The organism is Achromobacter sp., assembly GCF_032102605.1.
Lineage (GTDB): Bacteria > Pseudomonadota > Gammaproteobacteria > Burkholderiales > Burkholderiaceae_B > Achromobacter.
Genome location: NZ_DAMDGT010000018.1, coordinates 52642 through 66836, shown reverse-complemented (window position 1 = coordinate 66836; position 14195 = coordinate 52642). Strand labels below are relative to the sequence as shown.

General features: G+C 66.0%; 14 protein-coding genes. 9 read left to right on the top strand and 5 right to left on the bottom strand.

The genetic code is table 11. The annotated features are described in order from the left end of the window. The first annotated feature begins 84 nt into the window (after positions 1 to 84). Positions 85 to 420, top strand: a complete 336-nt coding sequence (locus RT614_RS26235; protein WP_313625227.1) for an STAS domain-containing protein — start codon at positions 85 to 87, stop codon at positions 418 to 420. Between the two features lie 8 nt (positions 421 to 428). Here RT614_RS26235 and RT614_RS26230 read toward each other — a convergent pair whose 3' ends face one another. Further along, complete coding sequence (locus tag RT614_RS26230) at positions 429 to 656, bottom strand: hypothetical protein (protein WP_313625226.1); 228 nt, start codon at positions 654 to 656, stop codon at positions 429 to 431. 170 nt (positions 657 to 826) lie between these two features. Here RT614_RS26230 and RT614_RS26225 point away from each other — a divergent pair, with 170 nt between their 5' ends. From RT614_RS26225 to RT614_RS26215, 3 genes are all read left to right on the top strand, one after another. Continuing rightward, positions 827 to 1816, top strand: a complete 990-nt coding sequence (locus tag RT614_RS26225; RefSeq protein ID WP_409558521.1) for an NUDIX hydrolase — start codon at positions 827 to 829, stop codon at positions 1814 to 1816. Positions 1817 to 1898: 82 nt separating this feature from the next. After that, on the top strand, positions 1899 to 2783 hold the full coding sequence (gene nadC, locus RT614_RS26220; protein ID WP_313625222.1) for a carboxylating nicotinate-nucleotide diphosphorylase: 885 nt from the start codon (positions 1899 to 1901) through the stop codon (positions 2781 to 2783). 84 nt (positions 2784 to 2867) lie between these two features. After that, positions 2868 to 3854, top strand: coding sequence for a tripartite tricarboxylate transporter substrate binding protein (locus RT614_RS26215; RefSeq protein ID WP_313625220.1), 987 nt, complete (start codon positions 2868 to 2870; stop codon positions 3852 to 3854). 103 nt (positions 3855 to 3957) lie between these two features. Here RT614_RS26215 and RT614_RS26210 read toward each other — a convergent pair whose 3' ends face one another. Further along, complete coding sequence (locus RT614_RS26210) at positions 3958 to 4635, bottom strand: tellurite resistance TerB family protein (protein ID WP_313625219.1); 678 nt, start codon at positions 4633 to 4635, stop codon at positions 3958 to 3960. Between the two features lie 164 nt (positions 4636 to 4799). Here RT614_RS26210 and RT614_RS26205 point away from each other — a divergent pair, with 164 nt between their 5' ends. Then, positions 4800 to 5198: an OsmC family protein gene (locus tag RT614_RS26205; RefSeq protein ID WP_313625217.1), complete on the top strand. Its 399-nt coding sequence runs from the start codon at positions 4800 to 4802 to the stop codon at positions 5196 to 5198. A gap of 54 nt (positions 5199 to 5252) precedes the next feature. On the opposite strand, the gene fabI is transcribed toward RT614_RS26205, so the two are convergent. The 3 genes from fabI to gloB form a co-directional block, all read right to left on the bottom strand. Next, positions 5253 to 6038, bottom strand: a complete 786-nt coding sequence (fabI, locus tag RT614_RS26200; protein ID WP_313625215.1) for an enoyl-ACP reductase FabI — start codon at positions 6036 to 6038, stop codon at positions 5253 to 5255. Positions 6039 to 6154: 116 nt separating this feature from the next. Then, positions 6155 to 7573, bottom strand: coding sequence for a transglycosylase SLT domain-containing protein (locus tag RT614_RS26195; protein WP_313625214.1), 1419 nt, complete (start codon positions 7571 to 7573; stop codon positions 6155 to 6157). A 7-nt stretch (positions 7574 to 7580) separates the two neighbouring features. Then, complete coding sequence (gene gloB / locus RT614_RS26190; protein ID WP_313625212.1) at positions 7581 to 8402, bottom strand: hydroxyacylglutathione hydrolase; 822 nt, start codon at positions 8400 to 8402, stop codon at positions 7581 to 7583. 20 nt (positions 8403 to 8422) lie between these two features. Here gloB and RT614_RS26185 point away from each other — a divergent pair, with 20 nt between their 5' ends. The 4 genes from RT614_RS26185 to RT614_RS26170 all read left to right on the top strand — a co-directional run bounded on the left by RT614_RS26185 (position 8423) and on the right by RT614_RS26170 (position 14193). Next, complete coding sequence (locus tag RT614_RS26185; protein WP_313625210.1) at positions 8423 to 9202, top strand: methyltransferase domain-containing protein; 780 nt, start codon at positions 8423 to 8425, stop codon at positions 9200 to 9202. Positions 9203 to 9252: 50 nt separating this feature from the next. Continuing rightward, a complete protein-coding gene (gene rnhA, locus RT614_RS26180; protein ID WP_313625208.1) occupies positions 9253 to 9714 on the top strand; it encodes a ribonuclease HI in 462 nt (153 codons plus the stop codon). Positions 9715 to 9983: 269 nt separating this feature from the next. Continuing rightward, positions 9984 to 11066, top strand: coding sequence for an efflux RND transporter periplasmic adaptor subunit (locus tag RT614_RS26175; protein WP_313625207.1), 1083 nt, complete (start codon positions 9984 to 9986; stop codon positions 11064 to 11066). 34 nt (positions 11067 to 11100) lie between these two features. Then, a complete protein-coding gene (locus RT614_RS26170) occupies positions 11101 to 14193 on the top strand; it encodes an efflux RND transporter permease subunit (protein ID WP_313625206.1) in 3093 nt (1030 codons plus the stop codon). Positions 14194 to 14195: the final 2 nt, after the last annotated feature.

Genomic DNA, 14195 nt, shown 5'->3' with positions numbered 1-14195 from the left:
ACGCCGCGTCGCGTATTATCTCGGGCATCGCGCCGCCGGCCCCATGCGCAGGCGCCGGGCGCCGGACATTCACGGGGAAACGCTATGAGTCTCGCAATAGAGAAAGTCGGAGAAGTGCTGGTTGTCTCGCCCGAAGGCCAGATCAACAGCGGCAATGCCGCCGGCATCGAGGCCGACCTGCTGGCCCACGTCGAAAAGGGCGAAGGCCGCTTCGTGCTGGATCTGTCCAACCTGAACTACATCTCTAGCGCGGGCCTGCGCGTCGTCCTCGTGTTGGCCAAGCGCCTGAAGCAGGGCGCCGGCGCCCTGGTGCTGTGCGCGATGCAGCCGCACGTGCGTGAAGTCTTCGACATCAGCGGTTTTCTCGCCATCCTGACGGTGGTGGACACGCGCCAGGAGGCGGTGGCGAAAGTCGCGTAACGCGGGTCTCAGCCCTTGCGGTTTTCGTAGGACGTATCCAGCACGTCGTCTTCGGGGGTGATGACGCCGGGTTCGCCCGGTTCCGCGATGGCGCGGCCGCGCCGCGGCATGCCGGCGACGACTTTGCTTTCGTCGGGCATGGGCAGCACATCGGTGCCTTTGCGCGGATCCGGGGCAGGTTTCACGTCCTCGGGAGGCTTGGGCGCAAGATTGGGATCTGGGGCAGTTTTCAGCATGATGATCGCTCCGTCTGCGGGCGTCCCACGATGGCGACGCGCCTGGATTCCCTTCCCATCTTAGGACCGTCGCGCGCTGTCGTCGCCGTTTTGACTGTCACGATTGCAAGGGGCTGTTGCAGGGCCCCGTCCTTATAATTTCAGCCTTTGCGGGGCTTGCGGACTGTGCCTTGCCCGCCCCATTGCCGCTCGATTTTTCCCTTTCCCGTTTTGTTCTGCCTACGCCTACCTTGACCGAAACCGTCGAACGCTCCGTCCATGCTGAACTCGTTGCCGTGCTGGTCGCCGTGACCAACGGCCAACCGCGCGTGCTGACGACCGACGATGCGCGCGCCTTGCCGGCCGGCCCTTTCGAGCTTGCGCACCGCTCGCTGCAGGCGGGCCTGCGCGCATGGGTCGAAGCGCAAACGCACCATCCGCTGGGTTATGTCGAGCAGCTCTACACCTTCGCCGACGGCGACCGTTCGGACGAATCCGGCGGGCGCGTCATTTCGGTCAGCTACCTGGGTCTCACGCGGGAAGCGGGCGAGACCGGCGTCGCGCAGGTCGGATGGCAGGACTGGTATCGGTACTTTCCGTGGGAAGACCGGCGCGCGGGCACGCCCGCGCTTGTCGAGGACGTGATCGTGCCGCGGGTGACGGCCTGGTGCGACGACAGCTCGGACGCCGCCGAGCGCGCGCGCCGCCATCAGCGCGCCGCCATCACTTTTGGAATGGACGGCGCGGCCTGGAACGAAGACATGGTCCTGCAGCGCTATGAATTGCTGTTCGAGGCCGGGCTGGTGCCCGAGGCGGCGCGGCGCAGCAACGGCGATGCCCCGCTGCCGGGTCAGCCGATGCGGCATGACCATCGGCGCATCCTCGCCACGGGCATCGCTCGCCTGCGGGCCAAGATCAAATACCGCCCGGTGGTGTTCGAGCTGATGCCCGAGCAGTTCACGCTGCTGCAGCTGCAGATGGCGGTGGAGGCCCTGGCCGGCCGGGGTTTGCACAAGCAGAATTTCCGCCGCTTCATCGAGCAGCAGGCGCTGGTCGAAGAGACCGGCGACATGGCCACCGGCACCACCGGTCGCCCCGCGAAACTGTTCCGCTTCCGCCGCGACGTCCTGCTGGAACGGGCGATCGCGGGCAGCAAACTGCCCTTGTCCCGGGTGCTTTGACGCTTGACATGTCTTATGCTCGTCTTTAGCATAAATGGTGCGCAATAAGTGCGCGCCTTTTTTTAACTGACAAATACTCAAAATGAGCATTAAAGCCGCAGTGCCCGCCGCAACCGACCGCCTGCCCGTTCCGCCGCTGCCGGACGTCATGCTCGAGCCGTTGGTGCGCGCGGCTTTGCTGGAAGACCTGGGCCGCGCCGGCGACCTGACTACGGACGCCATCGTCCCCGCCGACGCCACGGCCCAGACCCGGCTGGTGGCGCGCCAGGAAGGCGTGCTGGCGGGCTTGGATCTGGCGCGGCTGGCCTTCCGGGCCATGGATCCCGGCATCGAATTCATCGTGTCGCGTCGCGACGGCAGCGATCTGGAACCCGGAATGGAGATCGCGCGCATCCACGGCAACGCGCGCGCCATGCTCAGCGCGGAGCGCGTAGCGCTCAACTTTCTGTGCCATCTCAGCGGTGTAGCCACGGCCACCGCGTCGATCGCTCGCGCCATCGCCGGCCATGGCGCTCGCGTCACCTGCACTCGCAAGACCATGCCGGGGCTGCGCGCCGTGCAGAAGTACGCGGTGCGCGTGGGAGGCGGCAGCAACCACCGCCATGGTCTGGACGACGCGGTGCTCATCAAGGACAACCACATCGCATTGGCCGGCGGCGTCGCCACTGCCGTCGAGCGGGCGCGCGCCGGCGTCGGCCACATGGTCAAGATCGAACTGGAAGTCGACACGCTGGAACAGCTTGAAGTGGCGCTGTCGCTGGGCGTGGACGTCGTGCTGCTGGACAACATGAGCCTGGACGATCTGCGCCGTGCCGTCGCCATGGCGCGCGGCCGGGCCATCACCGAAGCCTCGGGCCGCATCACGCCCGACACCGCTGCGGCCGTGGCGGCTACCGGCGTGGACCAGATCGCGGTGGGCTGGTTGACCCACAGCGCCAAGGTGCTCGACATCGGCCTGGACGCCTGAGGCCAGTCGCCAGTCGCCGGCCCAGCCGGCTTCGCTTTAATCCGCAGCGCGGGCCGCGCGCTGCGGTTCTTACCGGCCCGCTATATGAAACGCCTGCTGCTTTCGTCCCTTACGCTCGTTGCGCTGTCCCTGACGGCCTGCGGCAATCCGCCATCGGGCGAGGCGCCCGGCGACGCCTCCTACCCCTCGCATCCGATCACCATCGTCGTGACCTTTCCGCCTGGCGGCGGCACCGATCTGCTGGCCCGCCGAATCGGCGCGAGCTTGCAGGAATCGCTGGGGCAGCCGGTGGTGGTTGAAAACCGGCCCGGGGCCAGCGGCAATATCGGCGCGCGTGTCGTGGCCGAGGCGCCGCCGGACGGCTACACGCTGCTGATGGTGAACAGCTCCTTCGCGATCAACCCGGGCGTCTACCGCAACCTGGGTTTTTCACCCAAGCGGGACTTTTCCGCCGTCATCAACGTGGCGTTCGTGCCCTCGGTATTCGTTGTGCCGTCCGCATCGCCTTTGCGCAATCTGGACGACGCCCTGGCGGCCGCCCGTTCGGACAAGCCGCTGCCGTTTGCGTCCTGCGGCAATGGCACGCCGCAGCATTTGGCGGGCGAGATGCTGGCCCGCGCGGCAGGGGCCGTTCTGCAGCACGTGCCCTACAAGGGTTGCGGCCCGGCGCTGACGGATGTCACGGCGGGGCAAGTCCCCATGGGCGTCGTAACGGCGTCCAGCGCGGCGCCGCTGATCGCGGCGGGCAAGTTGCGCGCGCTGGCTGTTACGTCGCCGGCGCGATCACCGCTGATGCCCACCGTTCCCACGGTGGCCGAACAAGGGGTAAAGGGCTATGCGCTGGACCAATGGCACGGCCTGCTGACGCCCGCCGCGACGCCGCCGGCGGTCGTGGACAAACTGAATGCGGCGGTAGCGAAGATCGTGCGCCGGCCCGACGTCCAGGCTGGGCTGCGCGAGCAGGGCTTCACGCCCGCAAGCAGCACGCCGCGGGAATTCCAGCAGATGATCGACGCGGATATCAACCGCTATACCGCGCTGACCGAGGCGATCGGACTGCGGGCGGATTGAACGGATAACGGCGATCCATCGGCCACCATGGTCGCGACCTGCGGATCGTTCGACCGCCCAACGGCCTGGCCAGACCGCCCTGCGCGGGCGGCCTGCCTGTCCGTCAGACGGCCGCCTTGGCGTGCTGTTCGAGCTGTTCCTTCAACCCCGGCTCCAGTTTGAGCTGACGCGCCAATTCATCCAGGTAGGCGCGTTCCATGTAGCTTTCCTCGTCCACGACGAGCAGGCTGGCCAGGTACATTTCCGCCGCCATTTCGGGCGTCTTGGCGGACTGCGCAACGACGCTCGGGTCCAGGGGACGCGACAGTTCGGCTTCCAGCCACCGGCGATCCTGCGCATCCGACGACAGTTTGGCCAGTTCGGTTTCCAGCAGGGTCTTTTCCTCGGGGCCGATGTGGCCGTCGGCCTTGGCGGCGCCGATCATGGCGGTGAGCACGGCATTGCTGTGCTGCTCGGCTTCGGGCGCGGGCAGGCGGTCCAGCGTCTGGGGCGGGGCGGCCGGCGCGCCGCCCTGTTTGCGCTGCCAGTCGCCGTAGGCGCGATAGGCCAGCGCGCCCAACGCGGCCATGCCGCCGTACATCGCCACCTTGCCGCCGATCTTGCGCGCTTTCTTGCTGCCCATCAGCAGGCCAAGCGCTCCCGCGCCGAGGGCGCCGCCGCCCAGGCCGGAGAGGAACGAAGATCCCTTGCCGCCGGTGGCGTTCTGCACGCGGTTGGTGGTGTCGGAAAGCAGGCCTTGTCCGGACTGCAGCAGTTGGTCGAGTAGTTGCCGGGCGCTCATGCGAGCCTCCTGTAGATCGTTTCAGTCAGGGATATCGGACAGGCGCGGCGGCGGGAAGTTCAGCATTTTGTCAGCGACGCCGTCCCGGCCCCCAAAGGCTGCGTCAAGTGCTACAACATTGCAGGTGCCGGCCAGCCGGCAGTCCCAACCAGGAGATCCGATTGATGAGCATCCGCGTGCGCCAGAATGCGCCCCACACCCTGCAATTCACCGCCACCGCCGAAGGCCATGACCTGCCGCTGGCCATGCCCCAGCCGCAGGGCGAAGGGCCGGATCCGCATGATTATTTCGATACCGCGCTGGGCGGCTGCAAGGCGATGACGCTGATGGTCTACGCGCAGCGCAAAGAGCTGCCGCTGGAATCGGTGGGCGTTGAAGTGGTGCGCGACGCCAGCGAAGAGCGCAAGGGCATCTACCGCCTGACCGCCAAGCTGACGCTCCATGGCGAACTGTCCGACGCGCAGATCGATGAATTGCTCGCGGTGGCCGAAAAGTGCCCGATCCACAAGCTGATGACGGCAGTCGACGTGCAGGTGTCGACGCTGGTGGTGCGGCCGGACTGAGCCGCCGGACCGGACCAGCAAGGCGGGGCGCCATGGCCCCGCCTGCATGGCGTATTACCCTTCCATGCCCGGGACGATGGTCGAGAAACCGCCGTCCACGTGGGTGATTTCGCCGGTCACGCCTGCTGCCAGGTCCGACAGCATGAAGGCGGCGACGTTGCCGACGTCTTCGATGGTGATATTGCGGCGCAGCGGCGCCTGGCTTTCCACGAACTTCAGGATGGCCGAGAAGTCCTTGATGCCGCTGGCGGCCAGGGTCTTGATCGGGCCGGCCGAGATGCCGTTGGCGCGGATGCCGCGCGGGCCCAGCGCCGTGGCCAGGTAGCGCACGCTGGCTTCCAGCGAGGCCTTGGCCAGGCCCATCGTGTTGTAGTTGGGAACCACGCGTTCGGCGCCCAGGTACGTCAGCGTCAGCACGGAACCGCCGCGGCCTTCCATCAGGGGCAGGGCGGCCTTGGCCATGGCGGCAAAGCTGTAGGCCGAGATGTCATGGGCGATGCGGAAGCCTTCGCGCGACAGGCCATCCAGGAAATTGCCGGCGATGGCTTCGCGGGGGGCAAAGCCGATGGAGTGGACCAGGCCGTCCAGGCCGTCCCAATGCTTGCCGAGTTCGGCGAAGGCGCCGTCGATCTGGCTGTCTTCGGCCACGTCGCAAGGCAGCACGATGCTGCTGCCGAATTCGGCGGCGAACTCGCCCACGCGGTCCTTGAAGCGATCACCGACGTAGGTGAAAGCCAGTTCGGCGCCTTGCTGATGACAGGCGCGCGCGATGCCGTAGGCGATGGAACGGTTGGAAAGCACCCCGGTGACCAGGATGCGCTTGCCGGCGAGAAAGCCCATAGATTCGTCCTTTGATTTTTTCCCTTCTGGAGACCGCCTATTTTAAGGAATTTGGCGGGCCAGCGGGCATGGAAACGCGGCGCCGGTTCGGGCGCCGCGCTGTCCTGAATGTTGCGTCAGCCGCGGGCGTTCGTGCCCGGAACGCGCAGTTGCGTGCCGATCTTCAGGGCGCTGCCCTTCAGGTTGTTGAGCGCGCGCAGCGCGTCGACCGTGGTGCCGTACTGTTTGGCCAGCGAGAACAGGGTGTCGCCCTGGCGCACCTTGTGGCTGCGCACGTTCGGGCGGGCGCTGGACACGCGGGCGGCGGGCGCCTGGGCGGCGCGGCCACGCGGGGCCGCGGCCTTGTTGTCTTGCGGCGCCGAGTCCAGCGCGCCCACGGGGGGCGCCAGGGACGCGATCTGGATGCCGCCCGTGCCGGGTTCGCCGGGCACCAGCAGCGATTGGCCGGTGGCCGACTTCTGGCGCGAGCCGATGTCGTTGGTCTGGCGCAGCGACGCTTCGGTCACGCCGAAACGCTTGGCGATCGAGGCGTAGGATTCGCCGCGGCGCGTGTGATAGACCTTCCAGGCGGACAGGTCGCCCTTGTAGTTGGTCAGGTTCGCGTTGAAGGTCTCGACGCGGTCAGCCGGCAGCAGCAGCGTGGGGCCGTGGTCGCCGCGGATGACCGGGCGGTTGAACGACGGGTTCAGGGCCTTGAATTCGTCCAGCGGCATTTCGGCCAGCTTGGCGGCGATTTCCTGGTCGATGTCGCTGTTCTTCTGCACCGTCACGAAGTACGGCGTATTGCCCACGGGGGGCAGCGCCACCGCATAGCGCTGCGGGTCGGCGATGATGTTCTTGATGGCCTGCAGCTTGGGCACGTAGTTGCGGGTCTCGTCCGGCATGTTCAGCGACAGGTAGTCGGTGTTCTGGCCGGCGGCTTCGTTCTTGGCCATGGCGCGCTGCACCGAGCCTTCGCCCCAGTTGTACGAGGCCAGGGCCAGGTACCAGTCGCCCTGCATTTCAAACAGCTTTTCCAGGTAGTCCAGCGCCGCGTTGGTGGAGGCGATGGGGTCGCGGCGCTCGTCGCGCCACCAGTCCTGCTTCAGGTTGAAGTGCTGGCCGGTGGCCGGCACGAACTGCCACAGGCCGGATGCCTGGGCCCGCGACAGCGCGGTCGGGTTGTACGCGCTTTCCACGAAGGGCAGCAGCGCCAGTTCGGTAGGCAGCCCGCGACGATTGATCTCGTCAACGATGAAGTACAGGTATTTGCCGGCGCGTTCCGCCATGCGCTGCACCGATTCCGGGTGGGACGCGTAGTAGTCGGTCCACTGCTTGGAGAGGTCGGTATTCAGGTTGGGGATGGCGAAACCGCGGCGGATGCGGTCCCAGGCATCGGCTGGCGGGTTGGTCAGGTCGATCGTCCGGGACGTATCCCGCGCGATGTAGCGGCCTTGGGAATTGGTAGTGAGATTCTTGCTATCGGGAGCTTTGGTTCCTGCGCAACCGGCGAGGACTGCCACCATGAGCGGCAGAAGGAGTCGGGATAGATTCATCAGGTGGTCACTTGAAATCGTTCTTCCATTCACGAAGGGAGGCAAAGACCTCTACCGGCGAATTCTGGCTGCGTCCCGCCCAGCTTGCAGCGGCCTGGACGACGTCGGGCTGCTGCGTGCGCAAAAACGGATTGGTCGCGCGTTCCTGGCCGATGGTCGAAGGTAGCGTGGGCTGACCATCCGCGCGTAATTGCTGGGCTTGCAGCTGCCACGATTGCAGTTCGCGGTTGGTCGGTTCGACCGCCAGAGCCCAGCGCAGGTTCGCTAGAGTGTACTCGTGCGCGCAAAAAACCTTTGTATCGGGCGGTAAAACGGAAAATTTTTCCAAGGAATCATACATTTGCGGCGGTGTGCCTTCAAAAAGCCGGCCACAGCCGCCCGCAAACAGGGTGTCGCCGCAGAACAATGCGGGCTCCACGCCGGCCGCCCGGCCGACGTAGGCAATGTGCCCGGCGGTGTGGCCCGGCACGTCCAGCACGGCCAGATCCAGGTCCAGTTCGGGCAGGGTCACGCGGTCGCCTTCGGTCAGCGCAACGTCGCAGCGCGGCAAGCGTTCGCGCGCGGGACCATATACGGTGATGCCCTCGATGCGTGACAATTCAAGTACGCCTCCCACATGGTCGCCATGATGGTGCGTGAGTAGAATGGCGCGCAGCCTCAAGCCTTGCTGCTCAAGAAACCGCAGCACCGGGCCTGCTTCTCCGGGGTCCACGACCGCCGCCTGGCCGTCGCGGACGATGGCCCAGATGTAGTTGTCGGAAAAGGCTGGCAAAGGCAAGACCGCGGCGTTGCGTTCGCGGCCGCCTGCGGGGGCGGTCAAGGCTTGCATGGGATTCGAAGGATAAAAACGTGGCAGAAGAAACTCCGCCGATTGTAGAACTGGCCGAATGGTTCCAGACGCCGCCGGGCCAGTACGTGCTGGCCTGGGAGCGCGCCCAGTTCGACGCGGCCGTCGCGGATGTCTTCGGATATTACGCCTGGCAGGTCGGTCTGGCCGACATGAACCTGCTGCGCGCGAACCGGATGCCGTTCAAGGGCTACGTGGGCACCGAAACGCCCATGCCGGAAAACATGGCCGCCTGGCAGTCGCGGGTGGTCGTGTCGCAACCTGAGGCCCTGCCGTTCGAATCCCAAAGCGTAGACCTCTTGATTTTGCCGCACGCCTTCGAATGCACGCCCGAGCCCCACAACGTGCTGCGCGAAGTCGAGCGCGTGCTGGTTCCTGAAGGGCGGGTCGTCATCTCGGGCTTCAATCCCTGGAGCATGTGGGGCGCGCGCACCCGGATGCCCGGCATGGAGCCATGGCTGCCGCAGCCGCCGTCATCCCAGGTATCGCTGGCGCGGCTCAAAGACTGGTTCAAGCTGCTTTCGCTGGAAGTCGACGAAAGCCAGTTCGGCTGCTACGCGCCCGCCTGCCGCAGCGAAAAATGGCTGCAGCGCTGGAACTTCCTGGAGTCCGCCGGCGCCCGCTGGTGGAGCCTGGGCGGGGCGGTCTATATGGTGTCGGCCGTCAAGCGCGTGGCCAGCATGCGTATCATCGGGCCTGCCTGGAAAACCAAACCCAAGCGCGCGCGCGCCGCGTCGGTGGTGGTCAACCGCCACGCGGACGACGGCTTCGACCGCACCTGAGCGGCCAGGTCGGCCTCACATTGCACGAACAAGGAAAACCACGCAGCACCATGCAGGACAACAAATCGAACGACCAGAAAGTGGAAATGTGGACCGACGGCGCCTGCAAGGGCAATCCCGGTCCCGGCGGCTGGGGCGTGCTGATGCGCGCGGGCACGCACGAGAAAACGCTGCATGGCGGCGAACTCCAGACCACCAACAACCGGATGGAGCTGCTGGCCGTCATCGAAGGCCTGCGCGCGCTCAAGCGTCCCTGCGTCGTCACCATCCACACCGATTCCCAATATGTCATGAAGGGCATGACCGAGTGGCTGGTCAACTGGAAGCGGCGCGGCTGGATCACGGCCGAGAAAAAGCCGGTCAAGAACGCCGAGCTCTGGCAGGCGCTGGATGAACAGGTCCAGCGCCACGAAGTCTCCTGGCGCTGGGTCCGCGGCCATGCGGGCGACCCGGGCAACGAACGCGCCGACCAGCTGGCCAACATGGGCGTCGAAGTGGCTCGCCGCGCGTGAACAAGACGTCGGCGCCGTCGTAGCCACTGGCGGCTGAATCGGCGCGCTCCGCGCCCCGGTCGCCCGCTTCGGCGAGTTCGGCCACGCTATCGGCATCCGGATATACCCTCAAATCCGCCTTCAAGGGCGGATTTAGTTCTTTCATCCTGCTTCAGGATTGTTCCAGTATGTAAATTCGGGTGCTAAAGTGCCAACCCTCCATCCAGTTCCTGCGGCGCCGTCCGAGCAGGGCAAGTCTGGCCCGCGCCGCAATACCGCCACATTCGCGCATGAAAAAAGCAGTACTGCTGGCCGCCGTTGCGGCAGGATTGGCCGCGGGGGCCGCACTCGGCGTTTTTGTTCCACGCTGGCTGGCGCCCGCCGCCACGCCTGCCCAAGCCACTTCGAAACCTCCTGCGGCGCCCGCCGCCCCGGCCCGGGTCGCCGTCGCGCCCGTCCAGGAAATCCCCTTTGCCCGCGGCTTGTCGGCGGTGGGCAGCCTGCGCTCCGACGAATCCGTCGTGCTGCGCCCGGAAGTGGCCGGCCGCATCCAGGCGATCGAATTCAAGGAAGGCCAGCCCGTCAAGCAAGGCCAGTCGCTGATCCGCCTGGACGATTCCGTGCCGCGCGCGGAACTGGCCCAGGCGCGCGCCAACCTCACGCTGGCGCAAAGCCATTACCGGCGCTCGGTGGAACTGCAGGGCAAGGGATTCGTCAGCCAGCAGGCGCGTGACGAGGCCGGCAGCACGCTGAAGGTGCAAGAGGCCGCCGTGGCGCTGGCCCAGGCCCGCCTGGACAAAATGACCATCACCGCGCCGTTTGGCGGCATTGTCGGGCTGCGCAGCGTGTCGGTCGGCGATTACGTCAATCAGGGGCAGGATCTGGCGCCGCTCGAGGCAATCGATCCCCTCAAGGTGGATTTCCGCGTGCCGGAGATGTATCTCAGCAAGGTGCGCGTGGGCCAGCAACTGACACTGCGGCTGGACGCGCTGCCAGGTCAGGAGCGCCGTGGCCTCGTCTATGCCGTCAGCCCGCTGATCGACGCGGGTGGCCGGTCCATCCTGCTTCGCGCCACCGTGGCCAACCAGGATTCCGTGCTGCGGCCCGGCATGTTTGCCCGGGTGCAACTGCTGTTCAACGAAGACAAGGCGCTGGTCGCGCCGGAAGCCGCGCTATCGCCCTCGGGCGAAACGCAGTACGTTTACCGGGTCGAGAACGGCGTCGCGCAACGGCGCGAAGTGACGATCGGCGAGCGCCGCGAGGGCCGCGTCGAGATCCTGACGGGTGTGGCGGCCAACGACATGCTCGTGGTCTCGGGCCTGCAACGCGTGACGGACGGCGCGTCCGTGACCATCGTGGGCAACGGCTCGTAGCGCCGGCCCCCTCCATACATTCAGCGATAGCGCCATGCGTATCTCCGAAACCTGTATCAAACGGCCGGTGTTCGCTTCGGTCCTGTCGCTGGTCATCGTGCTGATCGGCTTGATTTCGTATTCGCGCCTGACGGTGCGCGAATACCCCAAGATCGACGAGCCCATCGTGTCGGTGGACACCACCTACAAAGGCGCATCGCCCGAGGTGATCGAATCGCAGGTGACCAAGCCGCTGGAAGACCAGCTTGCGGGCATCGAGGGTGTGGACGTGATGACCTCGCGCAGCCGGTCGGAACGCAGCCTCATCAACATCAAGTTCAACCTGTCGCGCAATCCGGACGCGGCGGCGGCCGAAGTCCGCGACAAGGTATCGCGCGCCCGGCGCTTCCTGCCCGACGAAATCGACGAGCCCATCATCGGCAAGGTCGAGGCCGACTCCCAGCCCATCATCTATATCGCCGTGGAGTCGGGTTCCTTTTCGGCGATCCAGACTTCCGATTACATTAACCGGTATATCAAGACCCGCCTGTCGGTGCTGCCGGGGGCGGCGGAAGTGCGCGTGTTCGGCGAACGCCTGCCGTCCATGCGCATCTACGTCGACCGCGACAAGCTGGCCGCCTACGGCCTGACGGTGCAGGAAGTCGAAGCCGCGCTGCGCAGCCAGAACGTGGAAATTCCGGCAGGGCGCATCGAATCGCGCGCCCGCGAGTTCTCGGTCGTTTCGTCCACCGACCTGCAAACCCCCGCCCAGTTCGAGGACGTGATCGTCGCCAACGTGAAGGGCTATCCGGTGCGGCTGCGGGACGTCTCCAAGGTGGAGATCGCGGCCGCCAACGATCGGGTGCTGTCGCGCTTCAACGGCAAGCCGGCCATCAATATCGGCGTCACCCGGCAGTCCACGGCCAACCCGCTCGAACTGTCCAAGGCGGCGCGACAGGAAGTCGAACGGCTGAACGAAACCCTGCCGGCCGGCATGAAGTTGAACATCGCGTACGACTCGTCGGTCTTCATCGAACGCTCCATCGATTCCGTCTTCCACACGATCGGCGAGGCCATCGTGCTGGTGGTGCTGGTCATCTTCTTTTTCCTGCGCAACCTGCGCGCCAGCATCATTCCCATCGTCACCATCCCGGTGTCGCTGGTGGGCGCCTGCGCGCTGATGTACCTGTTTGGCTTCTCCATCAATACGCTGACGCTGCTGGCCATGGTGCTGGCCATCGGGTTGGTGGTGGACGACGCCATCGTAGTGCTGGAAAACATCTACCGCCACATCGAGGACGGCATGCCGCGCAAGGAAGCGGCGCTGCGCGGATCAAAGGAAATCGGTTTTGCCGTGGTGGCCATGACCATGACATTGGTGACCGTGTACGCGCCGCTGGCTTTCGCCACGGGCCGCACCGGCCGGCTGTTCATCGAGTTCGCGCTGGCCCTGGCGGGCGCCGTGCTGGTGTCCGGCTTCGTGGCGCTGACGCTGACACCCATGATGTGTTCCGTGCTGCTGCGGCACGAAAGCAGCCACAGCCGCTGGTACAACCTGATCGAAGGCTGGCTGAATGGCATGAGCAACGGCTACCGGCGCATGCTTGGCGCGTCGTTGCGGCACCGCTGGATCGTGGTGGTCATCGGGCTGGCGGTGGCGGCCGGCAGCGGCGTGCTGTTCAAGGTGGTCAAGAGCGAGCTGGCTCCCGTCGAAGACCGCGGCGTCGTGTTCGGCATCGTCAATTCGCCAGAAGGCGCCACGCTGAACTACACGCTGGACAGCATGCTGGGCATCGAACAGTTCTATGCCGCCATCCCGGAAGCCAGCGGCAGCCAGGTGACGGTGGGCTTTCCCACCGTGACGGACGGCACCGCCATCCTGCGCCTGAAGCCCTGGGAAGAGCGGGAACGCAAGCAGCAGGCCATCACGCAGCAATTGCAGCCGCAGTTCGCGTCGCTGCCCGGCGTGCGCGCCTTTCCGACCAATCCGCCGTCGCTGGGCCAGTCGGCCCGCTCCAAACCGGTGGAATTCATCATCATGAGCCAGGCTTCGTATGAAGAACTGTCGCGGCTGACCCAGATCTTCCTGACTGAACTGCGCAAGTATCCCGGCCTGTTGAACCTGGACACCGACCTGCGCCTGAACACGCCCGAACTGCGCGTGCGCGTGGATCGCGACAAGATGGCCGACGTGGGCGCCAACGTGGACACCGTGGGCCGCACGCTGGAGTCCATGCTGGGCGGCCGCCAGGTCACCCGCTACAAGGACGAGGGCGAGCAATACGACGTCATCGTGCAGGTGACGCCGCGCGATCGCGCGAACCCCACGGATATCTCGGGCATCTACGTGCGGGCGCGCGACGGCAGCATGGTCCAGCTGGACAACCTGCTGGGCGTGCACGAGGGCGTGTCGCCGCAGTCGCTGAACCACTTCAACCGGCTGCGCGCCGTGAAGATCGACGCCGCCGTGGCGCCGGGCTACGCGCTGGGCGAAGTCCTGACGCACATGCACCAGGTGGCGCGCGACGTCCTGCCCAACACGATCGTGACGGACCTGGACGGGCAGTCGCGCGAGTTCCGCGATTCGTCGGGCAGTATCTATCTGGTCTTCGCGATGGCGCTGGCCTTCATCTACCTGGTGCTGGCCGCGCAGTTCGAAAGCTGGCGCAACCCGTTCATCATTATGTTGTCGGTGCCGCTGTCCATGACGGGCGCGCTGCTGGCCCTGTGGCTGACGGGCGGAACGCTGTCCATCTACAGCCAGATCGGCCTCATCACGCTGGTGGGCCTGATCACCAAGCACGGCATCTTGATCGTGGAATTCACGAATCAGCTTCGCGACGAGGGCAGGGAGCTTTTCGAGGCAGTGACCGAGGCCAGCGTGCTTCGTCTGCGGCCCATCCTGATGACGACGGGCGCCATGGTGCTGGGGACGGTGCCGCTTGCCCTGTCCACTGGCGCAGGGGCGGAATCGCGCCAGCAGATCGGCTGGGTTCTGGTTGGCGGACTGATGCTGGGTACACTACTGACCTTGTTCGTCGTGCCGGTGGCCTACACGCTGATTGCCACCGCACGCAAGAAGCCGGCCGGCAGCGAAGCGCATCACCCGCAGACGCCGCCGGCCTCGCAGCCCCAAGCGTCGGAATAAAG

Excerpts from the sequence above, each read along its gene's own strand:
- RT614_RS26235 (WP_313625227.1), top strand. The coding sequence starts at position 85 with ATGAGTCTCGCAATAGAGAAAGTCGGAGAAGTGCTGGTTGTCTCGCCC.
- gloB (WP_313625212.1), bottom strand. The coding sequence starts at position 8,402 with ATGCAAGCCTTGACCGCCCCCGCAGGCGGCCGCGAACGCAACGCCGCG.
- RT614_RS26170 (WP_313625206.1), top strand. The coding sequence starts at position 11,101 with ATGCGTATCTCCGAAACCTGTATCAAACGGCCGGTGTTCGCTTCGGTC.
- nadC (WP_313625222.1), top strand. The coding sequence starts at position 1,899 with ATGAGCATTAAAGCCGCAGTGCCCGCCGCAACCGACCGCCTGCCCGTT.
- RT614_RS26175 (WP_313625207.1), top strand. The coding sequence starts at position 9,984 with ATGAAAAAAGCAGTACTGCTGGCCGCCGTTGCGGCAGGATTGGCCGCG.
- fabI (WP_313625215.1), bottom strand. The coding sequence starts at position 6,038 with ATGGGCTTTCTCGCCGGCAAGCGCATCCTGGTCACCGGGGTGCTTTCC.
- RT614_RS26210 (WP_313625219.1), bottom strand. The coding sequence starts at position 4,635 with ATGAGCGCCCGGCAACTACTCGACCAACTGCTGCAGTCCGGACAAGGC.
- RT614_RS26215 (WP_313625220.1), top strand. The coding sequence starts at position 2,868 with ATGAAACGCCTGCTGCTTTCGTCCCTTACGCTCGTTGCGCTGTCCCTG.
- RT614_RS26195 (WP_313625214.1), bottom strand. The coding sequence starts at position 7,573 with ATGAATCTATCCCGACTCCTTCTGCCGCTCATGGTGGCAGTCCTCGCC.
- RT614_RS26205 (WP_313625217.1), top strand. The coding sequence starts at position 4,800 with ATGAGCATCCGCGTGCGCCAGAATGCGCCCCACACCCTGCAATTCACC.
- RT614_RS26230 (WP_313625226.1), bottom strand. The coding sequence starts at position 656 with ATGCTGAAAACTGCCCCAGATCCCAATCTTGCGCCCAAGCCTCCCGAG.
- rnhA (WP_313625208.1), top strand. The coding sequence starts at position 9,253 with ATGCAGGACAACAAATCGAACGACCAGAAAGTGGAAATGTGGACCGAC.